General features: G+C 48.9%; 10 protein-coding genes. 7 read left to right on the top strand and 3 right to left on the bottom strand.

The features are described from left to right. Nucleotides 1-5: 5 nt before the first annotated feature. Nucleotides 6-1,385 (bottom strand): MFS transporter, encoded by a 1,380-nt coding sequence (locus AC3RCI_RS25575; protein WP_127539730.1) that lies wholly within the window; start codon nt 1,383-1,385, stop codon nt 6-8. Nucleotides 1,386-1,597: 212 nt separating this feature from the next. On the opposite strand from AC3RCI_RS25575, the gene AC3RCI_RS25570 reads away from it, so the two are divergent. Then, nucleotides 1,598-1,921: an ArsR/SmtB family transcription factor gene (locus AC3RCI_RS25570; protein ID WP_127539732.1), complete on the top strand. Its 324-nt coding sequence runs from the start codon at nt 1,598-1,600 to the stop codon at nt 1,919-1,921. 209 nt (nt 1,922-2,130) lie between these two features. Continuing rightward, nucleotides 2,131-2,331, top strand: a complete 201-nt coding sequence (locus AC3RCI_RS25565) for an aspartyl-phosphate phosphatase Spo0E family protein (protein WP_127539734.1) — start codon at nt 2,131-2,133, stop codon at nt 2,329-2,331. 26 nt (nt 2,332-2,357) lie between these two features. Here the strand turns inward: AC3RCI_RS25565 and AC3RCI_RS25560 are convergent, their stop codons facing one another. Continuing rightward, nucleotides 2,358-3,236, bottom strand: coding sequence for a carbohydrate ABC transporter permease (locus AC3RCI_RS25560; RefSeq protein ID WP_095292286.1), 879 nt, complete (start codon nt 3,234-3,236; stop codon nt 2,358-2,360). A gap of 34 nt (nt 3,237-3,270) precedes the next feature. Continuing rightward, nucleotides 3,271-4,236: an ABC transporter permease gene (locus AC3RCI_RS25555; protein ID WP_492526886.1), complete on the bottom strand. Its 966-nt coding sequence runs from the start codon at nt 4,234-4,236 to the stop codon at nt 3,271-3,273. A 249-nt stretch (nt 4,237-4,485) separates the two neighbouring features. Between AC3RCI_RS25555 and AC3RCI_RS25550 the strand changes: the two genes are divergently transcribed. From AC3RCI_RS25550 to AC3RCI_RS25530, 5 genes are all read left to right on the top strand, one after another. After that, nucleotides 4,486-6,249, top strand: coding sequence for a sensor histidine kinase (locus AC3RCI_RS25550; protein ID WP_492526884.1), 1,764 nt, complete (start codon nt 4,486-4,488; stop codon nt 6,247-6,249). Further along, on the top strand, nt 6,224-7,816 hold the full coding sequence (locus AC3RCI_RS25545; RefSeq protein WP_492526882.1) for a response regulator transcription factor: 1,593 nt from the start codon (nt 6,224-6,226) through the stop codon (nt 7,814-7,816). The genes AC3RCI_RS25550 and AC3RCI_RS25545 overlap by 26 nt, the downstream gene beginning before the upstream one ends. A 141-nt stretch (nt 7,817-7,957) precedes the next feature. Beyond that, nucleotides 7,958-9,610 carry an extracellular solute-binding protein gene (locus AC3RCI_RS25540; protein ID WP_492472850.1) on the top strand — a complete coding sequence of 551 codons (1,653 nt, stop codon included), beginning with the start codon at nt 7,958-7,960 and terminating at the stop codon, nt 9,608-9,610. A 528-nt stretch (nt 9,611-10,138) separates the two neighbouring features. Next, a complete protein-coding gene (locus tag AC3RCI_RS25535) occupies nt 10,139-11,836 on the top strand; it encodes a DUF6138 family protein (RefSeq protein WP_492526880.1) in 1,698 nt (565 codons plus the stop codon). Between the two features lie 48 nt (nt 11,837-11,884). After that, nucleotides 11,885-12,928 (top strand): hypothetical protein, encoded by a 1,044-nt coding sequence (locus AC3RCI_RS25530; RefSeq protein ID WP_492526878.1) that lies wholly within the window; start codon nt 11,885-11,887, stop codon nt 12,926-12,928. Nucleotides 12,929-13,053: the final 125 nt, after the last annotated feature.

Genomic DNA, 13,053 nt, shown 5'->3' with positions numbered 1-13,053 from the left:
TTGGCTTAGGACGAAGCGGAAGAAGCTTTTTTGCGGGACTGCATGGACAGGTATACCCAAGAGAACATCACGGATGCCAGAGCAACCACGGTCATGCCCCAGAAAATATTCGTGTAGGCTGACGACAAGGACAGCTGCTGCATCGCAGTGAGAGCTACGCCGGTTACGGCAACACTGAATGCACCGCTGAAGAACTGGCTAAGTTGGAACAGTCCCATGCCTGCACCCACCTGATCCATGGTCAGGTTATTGGACAGTTCGTTGGAAACGCTCGTTGTGAGAGCGGAGAAACCTACACTCAGCAGGATATAAATGACCATAATGGCATAGATGCTGTTATCTGCAAACAGAGCGAACAATCCCGCGGCAGCGAGCAGCAGCCATGGTGCAAACCTAAGCAGCTGTGTATTGCCATGTCTGTCAATCATTCGGCCAATCCGATTGGACAGCAGCATGGAGACAACTGCACCAGGGAAGATAACCAGTCCGGATTGGGCTGGTGTCAAGGCGTACAGATGGGCCAGAATTTGCGGCAAAAGAAACAGGGTCGCAAAGTTGTTAATGTAGGATACGATCCCTAGCGAACTGAGCATCATATATTTTTTGTTTTTGAACAGGGCTGGCTGAACAAATGGATCGGCCGCACGGCGAATCCGTAACCAGAACAATAGAAGTGCTACGACGCCCACGACAAGAGTGACCCACTCACGTGAAGTGAGGAACAGAAGAACGCCCGTTGTTCCGATCGCGAGAAGCAATGCACCCAGCAAGTCGAACGAACCCTTTTGCGGCATTTCACTTGGAAGCAGTTTGAAGAACACAGGGATCAGGAATAACGTTAATCCGGTAACGATAAAGAGATCATGCCATCCTAGAAATTGAGTAATGCTGCCGCCGATGACAGGACCAAGTCCAAGACCGAGGGAACTCGCAGACATAATCACGGCCATGGATTTCCCCCGGCGGTCACTTGGAACATAACGCGTGATAAGCACGATGGCAAGTCCTGGCACGGATGCGGCACCTGCTGCCTGAATCAGACGTGCACAGAGCAGGAGAATGAAGTGATTGCTGAAGAATCCCAGAACGGATGCGGCACCAAGTAAAGTGAGTCCAGTTGTGAATAAGGTCCGAATCGGTACAAAGTCCGACAGGCGTGAAAAAGTAATCGACGAGATGGCAAAAACGATGGAATAACCTGTTACAATCCACGAAGAAGCAACAGATGAGAGCTGGAATTCGGCTGCAATTTTGGGCAGGGCCAGGTTGAACATCATCGTATTCATGACGACGAGAACGACCGTGAAACCGAGCAAACTTACAATTAACCCTTCCTGTAATCCGGTCGTTCGTTCCCCGGATGATGCGGTAGCGGTGTTATTCATGAAAACCTCCTTGATCTAATGTGTAATTTCGCAACATTTCAGAAACGGTATGTAACATTTGCAAAATGAGATATACAGCGAATCCCGTGCCTGACAGCAGGGGAACCATTGACGAAATTAAAAATTAAAGTTCGATTGGTATCGAACATTAGAAATATATCATGGAATTGTGCTAAAATACAATGGATAGTCTGAAAAAAGGAGACTACATTATGAAAATTTTACATCATCCTCAATTGGAGGATATTGAACTTTCTTCCGTGTTGTATGCCTTAAGTGATCCGATCCGTCTTGGTATTGTTGCGGAAGCAGCCAAGAGTGGAGAGCAGCCCTGCAGTCATTTTAATGCACCTGTTGTGAAGTCTACGATGTCCCATCATATTCGCACGCTGCGGGAAGCTGGCGTCATTCGGGTGAGGGTGCAGGGTACCCAGCATTTTCTTACATTGAGGTTGGAAGATCTGGAAACACGATTCCCGGGCCTTATGCAGCCTTTGTTGCAGGCCGCTGCTCAGGCGTCCACCCGTCAGTCCTAAAACTTGTCCTTTCTTCAAGCTGAAGAGGGGGCATTTTTTTATGCCTACTTGGGGGAAGCTCCTGTAATACACCTACTTATTTCAGCCTGTACAAGAAAAAATATACAAATTTTAATTTTGGGGTAATCCGCAGCCCTCCATGTTCCGAATATTATAATAGATGGTCTTTTTTGGGTGATGGATATTGAAGGACAACAGGGGGCGGGAGTATGGTGCATAATCCGGAAACCATTCAGGAATGTATCGAAAAGGCACGGCAAAGACTCTACCAGATCGCAAATTCACATGCGGAATTAATGCATCCGGAGGTCATTCGTCAATCGATGATTCTGGATGAGTTAATTAATGAATATAACAAATCCATTCGTCTAAACGGAAAAACACCCCGAGACAAAAGCCCCGGGATGTGATGATGCGACAATAATTCGCGCTCGTTCTATTCTTTTACCGCCCCAAGCACAATCCCCTTGACGAAGAAACGCTGCAGGAACGGATACACGAGCAGGATCGGCAGCGCGCCAATGAAGATCTGAGCAGCATTAACCGTACGTTGAGACATATTCTGAAGCTGCGTGGCATCCACATTCATATTGGAGAAATCCTGCTGTACGATAATGGTCTGCATCAACGTAGCCAGCGGATATTTGGAAGCATCATTCATATAGATGAGCCCGTCAAACCAGGAGTTCCATTGGCCCACCATGGTAAATAGCGAGATCGTCGCAATCGCGGGCATGGATACCGGCAGATAGATCCGGAACAAGGTTGTAATATGGTTAGCTCCATCAATAAAAGCCGCCTCTTCCAGCTCTTTCGGAACATTACGGAAGAAATTCATCATCAGAATCAGGTTCCAGACCGCAACTGCTCCTGGCAGAATCAGTGCCCACAGCGTGTTAATTAGCCCCAGTTTTTGAATCAAAATGTAAGACGGGATCAGCCCGCCGCTGAACAGCATCGTGAAGATGAAAAACCAAGCATACATCGAGCGTCCCTTGAAATGAAGACTTTCTTTTGATAATGGATATGCCGTCAGAATGACCAGCACCATACTGAGCAGCGTGCCAAGAACGGTACGCTGAACCGAGATCCAGAGCGCACTGAGAAAGTTGCTGTTACCAAACGTTTTGGTATAGGCGTCTACGGTAAAATCAATCGGCCAGAGTGTGACCAGATTGGCGGAGGCTGCCGCCTTGCCGCTGAAAGAGACCGCCAGAATATGAACGAGCGGCAGCACACACAGCAGTGAAACGGCCGCAATGAAGAACAGATTGAAGCCATTGAATATCCGGTATCCGGTCGTTTTGTGATACACCTTGATTCCCCCTTAATGCAGTATGCTAAACCCCTTAGAAAATGCGGTAATTGGCGATTTTGTAAGCCATCCGGTAGGCAGTAATGACCAGGAACATCGCGACAAAAGACTTGAATAGTCCGACCGCTGTTGCGAAGCTCATTTTGCCATTCAGGATCCCCATACGGTACACAAACGTGTCGATAATGTCGCCCTTCTCATATACCAGCGGGTTATACAGATTGAAAATCTGGTCAAAACCTGCATTCAGAATATTGCCAAGGGACAGCGTTCCCACCACGATAATCATCGGCACCAGGGCAGGCAGCGTAATGTGCAGCGTCTGCTTGAGCCGTGTTGCCCCGTCCACCTCGGAAGCCTCATAGAGAGCCGGATTAATCCCCGCAAGCGCAGCCAGAAATACGATCGTGCCAAATCCGAATTCCTTCCATACATCACTGATGACAACCGTTACCCGAAACCAGTCACCATCTCCGAGAAAGAAAATTGGTTCAACCCCTGCAGCTGCCAGCACCTGATTCACCAGTCCGCCCTCTGGGGACAGCATGTCGAGCAGAATACCGCCTAGTACAACCCAGGACAGGAAGTGGGGCAGGTACACAAGTGTCTGTGAGAACCGTTTGAAGGTGGAGTTTCGAACCTCATTCAGCAAAATGGCGAATACCACCGGGGCCACCAGGCCAGCCACAATTTTCATGGAAGCAATCAGCACGGTGTTCCAGATCACCTGTACACTGTCCGGATACTCGAACATGAACCGGAAGTTATCCCATCCCACCCATTTGGAGCCCGTGAATCCCAGCCACGGTTTGAAATCCTGAAAAGCAATAATAATGCCGCCCATGGGTACATAGGCGAACAGCAATGTGAGCAGTACAGCAGGCAGCAGCATCAGGTGCAGCGGCCATGTGCGTTTGAAGTTCCAGCGAGTACGTTTGCGTGGATTGCGTATCGCCTGCCGTACCGGTGTGTTGGTTGTTAATGGTTGTTCCATAGCCATCAGTGTCCCTCCTTATGTATCGTCCAGCCTCTGCATGGTGAGGCATTTCGGCCTCTTGCAAAAAGTGGAGCAACTGAATTATAGCAACGGAATAGGGTGCGCTATAGACCAACATTTCAAGGCGAATGTTGATTTGTTAACCTGTTGATGACATCCACACTTGCAAAAATCAATATAGATATGAAAGGGTTTTCAATATAGAATAGGACTTCGAACACGTTCGATTATATCTCGAGACAGGGTGAAACCATGAAATTCACTGTATTTGCAAAAACGGTCATTCTGCTGATCTGCCTGCTGGTGCCCATCTTGCTGCTCTATACCTATGCCAACCAGGCGAACGTGGACATGGTCGTGGAGGAGAAACAGCAATCGAGCTTGAACCAATTCAATTATTTCAGCTCCCAGGTAGATAAAAATATTGAGCAGCTCTCGCTCTATGGGCTTACCCTTCTGAGGGACCCCAGCATACTGCATTACCGTTACATGACGGAAACGACCAGCCAGTATGAGAAAAACAGCATCTATCTCGACATTCTCGACAAATTATCGTTGTACCAGTCCACCAGCCGCTGGAAAAACGACATAACAATCCTGCTTCCGCAGGCCGAACTGGTGTTATCCACCAAGGCAAGCCGAACCGTCTTCAATGAGAACATGCTGAAGTATCCCCAGCCTGGCCAGTGGCAATTGGATGAGGGAGGATTCACGTTTTTTTTCACGGACAATTACGAGTGGAATGCAAAGCCGGCGACGACAGGGGTTCGGACCGTGATGGAGATTAATTTTGATCCGATGAATATTGTTGCCATGCTTGACGACTTCAAGGAGGCGCAGGGAGGAGACCCTTTTCTGTACGTGCCAGGCAATGATCCCTTATTAAATCGCAGTGCTGACCCTGATCTGGTCCAGGCCATTATGGAAAATATGCCGTTGAACGGGCTGGACAGCGAGGGGAATCACCAGCTGGAGGCCGGTGGCAAGCAGTATCTGGTGAGTTATGTTCCTTCCAAACAGCTTCATGGCGTCTATGTGAATCCCGTTGTACTGGATGATCTGCTCACCCCGATGGATAAGAGCCGGAACATGTTTGTTATATCCATACTCCTGCTGCTGGCCTTGAGCATCGGGGCGGCATTATTGCTCTACCGCAAGGTACAGATTCCCATCTATCGCCTGATGCAGGGGCTGCAGCAGATTCGCAAAGGCCAGCTCTCGACCCGAATTCCGGTGGATCATTCACGCGATGAATTTGCGTACCTGACCCAGAGCTTCAATCATATGGCGGAACAAATTCAGGAATTAATCGAAAAGGTGTACGAGGAACGCATTCGTTCAAGGGAAGCTACGCTCAAGCATTTGCAGTCACAGATCAATCCGCACTTCCTGTACAACTGCCTGTTCTATATTAAAAATATGACCCAGCTCGGTCATTCGGAAGCCGTTATTGCGATGTCGCTGAGTTTGGGAGATTACTACCGGTATATCACCCGGGATGAGAATGACATGACAACGGTAGAGGAGGAAATTCGGCTGCTGGATAATTATCTATCCATACAGCAGATGCGGACCAATCGTTTATCCTACGAAATTGCTGTACCGCAGGAGCTGATGCAGCAGCAGATTCCAAGGCTGCTCATTCAGCCGATTGTGGAGAATGCTGTTATTCATGGCATTGAACCAAGCGAAGGCAGTGGCCATATCGTGGTGACCGGGATGTCGGCCAAAGAGCAAATCCAAGGGAAATCCTTCAACCGCTACAGTTTGTTCGTGGATAACGATGGGGTTACGTTGACATCCGAAGAGATTGAAGAGTTGGAACGGGAAGTGAACGAGCCGATGGGTGAGGAGATCGGTACCGGCACCTGGAACGTTCACCAGCGTCTGGTTACACGATATGGGCATTCATCCGGGCTTCATTTTGCAGCGATTCCTTACGGGGGACTTAGTGTGGAAATACGATGGTTTGAGGAGGAGGAACAATCTCATGATGAATCTAATGGTCGTGGATGACGAACATTCAGCGGTGGAATCCATCGCTTCCTCTATCGCATGGAGGGAATATGGCATCGGTCAGGTATATAAGGCGTATTCGGTCAAGGAAGCGCTGCAGCAGATGGCTGCCTATCAAGTTCATATCATCATTACAGATATCCGTATGCCGGGCCTGTCGGGACTGGATCTCGTTAGTCATATTCGGCAAAAGTGGGAGCAGACCAAATGCATTATTTTATCAGGACATGCGTCTTTTGATTATGCAAAACAGGCCCTTAAACACGGAACGGTAAGTTATCTGCTTAAACCGGTGCGCGATGAAGAACTGATCGAAGCCGTGCAGCAGGCCTCCGTGCAGATTCGGCTGGAAGGAGAGAAACAGCAGCTGCATCAGCGTGCGATGTATTCGGTAAGGGAGCATTTGCCGGAGAAAAGGGCCGAGTTAATGAAGGATGTGCTGCTCGGGCGCAAGTTTGCCGAAGATGAACTTGAGGGTAAGCTGGAACAATTGGAGATCGGCTTCCGTCCCCAGGATAAAATGCAGCTGCTGCTGATCCGCTATGATGACCCACAGCCAACGCACAGGGCATTTCGATTAATGAAATACGCCATATCCAATGTAGTGGAAGAAATCTTCAGCAGCAGCTACCATCTCTGTCATACCGATGATGCGTATGATGATCTGGTGTTCATGGCCAGTCCGAAACAGGCACAGTCAGAACCGGAACTGCTGATGGGACGGCTGGGTGATCGATTGATACACAGTGTGAAGCAGTATTTGAATGCAACAATCTCGCTATCGGTCAGCAAAACAGGCCGTTTCCCGCAGCAGGTACCGCAGCTGTATCATCAGGCTGTGAGTGCCTTGCGGAAGCAGGGTGAAGCAGGGAAAGGACTGCATCTGAATGCCGCAGCCAGCTCGCATGGAGCCTCCTTGAAATCACTTACTGCGCTCTATGAACCACCTGGTCTGACAACACTGCTGGAAGCCGGGAGAATGGAGGATGCACATCGCAAGATTGATCAGATCTTTGCCGAGCTATCAGGCAGCGTATTTCCGGAGCATGTCTACGTTGCCTTTCATTATCTGGCGGCAGCCTTCTCTTATATGGCTCACCGGGAAGGCAAACAGTTATCCGATGTGCTTGGAGAACAATATCAGCAGCTGCTGAAGGATGGTTATGGTGTATCGCTGCGGAGCCTGGAGGCATGGACCCGGAACGTCATGCAGCAATGGACAGAGCGTACTCAAGATTCGGGTCAAGAGAGCGGGTCCACCTTGATTCGGCAGGTACAGCACTGGATTGACCATCATCTGGGAGAAGATCTGTCCCTGCAGGTCATTGCGGAGCAGGTGCATCTGCATCCGGTGTATTTGTCCAAAATGTACAAACAGTCCACTGGCGAAGGCATCAGTGATTACATTATTCGCTCCAGAATGGAACGTGCCGTGCACCTGCTGAAGCATACCGGGATGAAGATCTATGAAGTCGGCCAGGAAGTGGGCTATAACAATACCCCTTACTTCATTCAAGTGTTTCGCAAGCATTATGGCCTGACACCACAGGATTTTCGGAACGGTTAACAAATCAATATGAACATTGAAATTGTGATATATGTTTGCCTCCCCGGCTGCACTATCCTTTTCATGTAAGGTGCATGAGCATGGATGGATGATGCGAGATGCACAAAGGGTATCCAAAGTTACCTGAGGAGGGGTTAGTTCATGTATAAAAAGATGATGACGGCAGTACTTGCATTAACCATGGTTGCTGTTACAGCATGCAGTTCGGGGGCCAAAGAGGAACCTGCGAAGGAAGCGGCTGCGCCGCTTGCGATGCAGAACGGAAAGTACGAACCAGCGGTGCAGATGAGCTACTTGCGGGCTTGGAACGATGACACGAAGTTTAAGAACGGGGAAACGGCACAGAGCAATGTGCATACCAAATGGGCCAAGGAGCGTCTCGGCATAGAGCTGACCACACCATGGGCTGTGTCCGTGACTAATGACGCCTTTTATACGAAGCTCCGCCTGTCTCTGTCTGCCAACGAGGAGCTGCCGGATATCGTCTCCATCCGTGGGGACTACAACCTGGTGCGTGAGTTGATTGAGTCCGGCAAGTTCGCTGATGCAGGTGCACTGTTTGATAAATATGCATCTGACACGTGGAAACAGGCGTCCGAATCGGCACCGGAGGAATGGTATCCTTACATGTATGAGGGTCAGCGTTACGGCATTCCGATCTTCGACTATGCCTACAACGGCGATCCGGTGATGTTTATTCGGGAAGACTGGCTGAAGAAGCTGGGACTGGAAGAACCGAAAACGCTCGATGAGCTGGTTGCGGTCATGGATGCATTTACGAATCAGGACCCGGATGGTAATGGCAAGAAGGATACGTATGGTTTGACCGTCGGCATGAAGAATGCGCTGAATACATGGATGACGGAATCCGGCTGGATCTTCGGCATGTATAACACGATGCCAGGACAATGGAACGAGGCTGAAGACGGAACACTGCAATACGGCTCGGTGCAGCCGGGAGTGAAGGAAGGTCTGGCTACAATGAAAGACTGGCTCTCCAAAGGCTATCTGCCCAAGGAAGCTGGCGTATATGATGAGATCAAGGCAGCTGAACTGTTTACGGCAGGCAAGGCCGGGATCATCGTGGGTCCGCACTGGATGCCTAACTGGCCCATTGATGACGTGAAGAAAAATGTGAACGGTGCCACCTATAAAGCCATCGCTCTGCCAACCGGCCCGACGGGTGAGAGTCATCATCATGGTTCCGGGGCCAGCAACGGGGTTGTGTTGATCAACAAGGATATGGCTAACCCGGAGGTGTTCTTCACCTATCAGAATTATCTGTTTGATAACTTTGCCAATCCGGAGGTGGGCAGTGAGTTCGAGCATGGGTTTGCCCAAGGATATGATTATGACATCGTGGACGGCAAAGTCGTGGGCGAAGCTGAAGTGAAAGATGGCGTATCGCCGCTGAAATACACCATTACCTATGACGGTGCACGGATTCCAAACCTGATGATGGATACGCTCGCAGAACTCGCGACAGGCAAGGAGCCTGAAACACCTTTTGAGAAAAATACGAGCATTGCCAACAAACCGGAAGTATTTGCCGCAGCTCAAGTTGTCGTTGCGCATAAGGATGATGCCATCAAGAACAAGTTCACGGGTGCGCCAACCGATACAATGAAGATGAAGAAGGATGCACTCGACAAGCTGGAGAAGGATACGTTCAGCAAAATCATCTATGGGCAAGTTGGCATTGAGGAATTTGATGCGTTTGTAACGAAGTGGAAGTCCATGGGTGGCGACGATATTACCGCCGAAGTTAACGAATGGTTTAAGACCGTGAATTAATACGGTAAACGGTTTATGGTATGAATTGAAATGTAAAATTGAAATGAGAACGGAGAGGACAGAAAAGACCTGGAGAAGCGAAGCGGTTGCCTTTATCACCGGATTTCTTCCTCTATTCATCGGATCAAAGGAATCTGGGGATAACAGCAATCGGAAGGTTTTCTGTACTCGCAGTGGCTGGTATGTACAATCTATTTCTACTATAAGGTCGGAATCATACTAAAGTATTAAAAGAAGAGTGAGGGTTTCGTGAATACACCGGATTTAGGCGGAAAGTCGCCTGACTCCGGTGTTTTTTTGGTATGAGGACAGCATGCACAGATGGGTGCAGAGGAAGAGATCATCTATTTTCTTAGCCAACAACCGTGCATAAGCCTTATTGTTCCTGGTGTGCTTGAGAGAGTAAAATAATAGGTGTTATACGAACGTCAATACGTATTTTCACTTGCGAGATCTATGGAGCGATCCTGAAGAAATAGAACATGAGCTGTTATTCGATAGAGTTAATTACGAAAGGCAGGAAATTAGATGAGTACACTATATGATCAGGCTATGGAAGAGATGATTGGCGCCATTCATGAATGGTTTGACGAACAGGAGAAGCGAAGCGACTTGGACAAGGTAGTGAAGCGAACCATGCTGCAGATGGGGATCCTGGATGATGTTTTACTGGATTACAGACCTGGACGCACAACGGTTGACAGCCTGGATCTCGGGTTGGATGATGGCTTGAAATCCAGGAACGCAGGTTCATTTACGGAAGAGCAGGTGCGAAGCGAAATTCAGCCTCAGCTTGCAGAAGTGATCCGGAGAAGATTGGATGAGCTGGGAGATACACCACTGATCGACTATCGTTTCACCTTTCGCGGGAAATTTCCAACGACCGAAGGGAAGCTGCAATTGACGCTATTTGAATATATCAACGAAGAGAAGAAAGAGCAGCTGCTGGAACGTATTCATACGTATGTGGAACAAAAGCTGGAGAACGGTACATATCCAACGAAGCCGCTGGAGTCCTTTTTTCTGACACGTCATTTGCTTGATCCAGTGCTGTTCCCGAGTCCAAATGTCGCCTGGATTATGGCTCAATATGACCGCATTCAGGAATTGAATAAAGGGCGTCAGGATGCCCTGGCGGAGCATCGCGGCAATATCATTCGTGCATTGAAGGATTGGGTAGAGAATCAATTTTTGCCACAGTATTATGATATTCAGTTATCGGAGTATAGGTCGAACGAATATGCACTCAAGCCAGGTGCCGTTCTGGAACAGAATGATTCTCATGGAGAAGTTGAGAACCATGGGCAGCAAGAGGCCCAGCCTATCGATCTGCTGCTGTACGCAGCGGTCATGATTCTGCGTTTTGAGCCCAATTACAGTAAACCGACAGGCCTTACCTTCCTGGAACTGGCGAAACAGCTGGGGAGCGACCGTGCAGTTCGAATGATGGCGGAAGGCAGCGGGGTTTATGCCAAGGAAGACATTCATGTGAAAAGTGAACTGGTGGAATGCACAGCCAATGATGTGTTCTCTCTTATTACAATCGTTATCCGTCAGGAGGAAGCATCTGCCTACGAGCAGGCACTGGCATTCATTATTCGTTTACTGAAGAAAGGCTTCCCTAAGAGCTATAAGATCAAGCTTAAATCCAAGGCAAAACAATATCTGCCGATCAAGGGACTCGCCAAGTCGGATACTCATCGGTTCTTTGCGAGTGCACTGGAGTATTCGAACTTGCATCCACTTCTTGAAGAGTACGCTCGGGAAGCCATTGAAGAATTTGAATGGTACGGTGACACGGAGGGGGAGAAGAACTGTATGCCAGGCAGCTATGCCACGTTTGGACTGGGGCTTGCAGACGAGGCGTATTTTCCTTTGGTTGAATTTTATATGGGAGAAGTGGACGACGAACACCAATTGGTGCAGGACAAATTCACTGCTGCCTTTGCCGAAAAGCATGGTATAACCGCTAGCTCTGCACCTGCATTGGTTGCCTGCCTACGACGTTCGACGGATGGCTTGAAGCTGAAGCTCCAGCCGGAACTGGAAAGTGAAGAGAAGCTTGCGCTTATGGTGCAGCAGATCAGCAGTCTGGAAACCTATGAAGTGGAGCGTGTGATATATCCAATCTGGGGCAAAGTGGAGAAGCTTGCAGGTCTGGCCCGTAAGGCAGAAGGGAAACGGAAAGAGCTGCTGCTCGACCTCCTGCAGGCTGCAGGTAAATAGGGGCTTAGCCATCAAGGAATGGAAGAGCATCCGGAAAGGTGGAGAGCCATGGAAGCATTGACTCGTGGTATGTGGACTGGGTTATCTGTTCAAGAAAAAGAAAAGCTGCTGCACGGGATGATTGCCTTATGTCCGGCGGGTATGGAATACATCGGTGTAAGAACGTTTGAACGGTTCGGTCAGCGAACTGAAACGGGGTTATTTTTGCACGCAGGGCGAGAGTTTGTGTTTGTGCCTGGAGACCATGTGACCTTAGGGTGGAATCAGTGGCAGGATGGTATGAATGAGGAGACTTCGGCAGATCTAACTGAGACGGTAAGTGAGTATGGCGTAGAGGATGTGGATTCTTTTCTGACGAGCCAGATGTCGTCTGTGAGAGAAGCAGCTATCGCTCCAATGCTGGTGGAATGCCAGATACAATCACTAGGTTGGATTGAAGCTACCGAAGAAGAAGCACTCGCAGGACATGGATCTGAGTTTGCGGCAGAGCTGGAGAAATTCAAGCATTCTGATCAGAAGGGATTGGAGCAGTATCAGGCGTTTCGCCTGGAGCGTCAGGGTGAGAAAGTCCGGATACAACGATATAACGAGGAGCTTACACTCGAAGCCTTGCTGGAAGAACAAGCTGAAGCGGGTTTTGGTTTGCTCACCGAAGATGAATGGGAGTATTTGTACGGGGGTGGCTGTCGTACATTATTTCCCTGGGGCGACAGTTTCGATTATACGATGAAGTTGAAGCATTTTGGACGCTTGGAAGGGCTGACTGAGATCGTGGGTGAATCGGTCGAGACGAATCCGTCGCTCGTTGAAGAGGATGATATGCCGTATCATTTGGAGCTGCCGAATTTTTTTGGTCTCCAGTTTGCCGGAGATCCGTACAAAGTTGAATTGACGATGGATTCTTCTGGAGAAGTGCTGCCCAAAGGCGGTGATGGCGGCGAGATGATCTGTGGCGGGATGGGCCCTTTAATTGGTTATCTTCCTGCGTCTGCTGTATATTATCGTAACAGCAATGCTAGTGAACTGGACTGGGAAGATTGGTTGGATTCCATGTATTATAGAAGAGTTATCCGTTTAACCGATCTGACCTGAAGACGATAAGAAGCAGCAGGGAATATTCGGTCCTTGCTGCTTTTTTGTTTTTGCTTCTCATCCAAATTTCAAATTTCAGAAGTGATTCAACCCTGTGCGTTTCCACAACTTAGTGGGTAAATATA

The sequence above is a fragment of the Paenibacillus sp. MT124 genome, from assembly GCF_058792755.1.
Note: the sequence above shows the minus strand (reverse complement) of the source record. Positions and strands in the feature narration are given on the sequence as shown.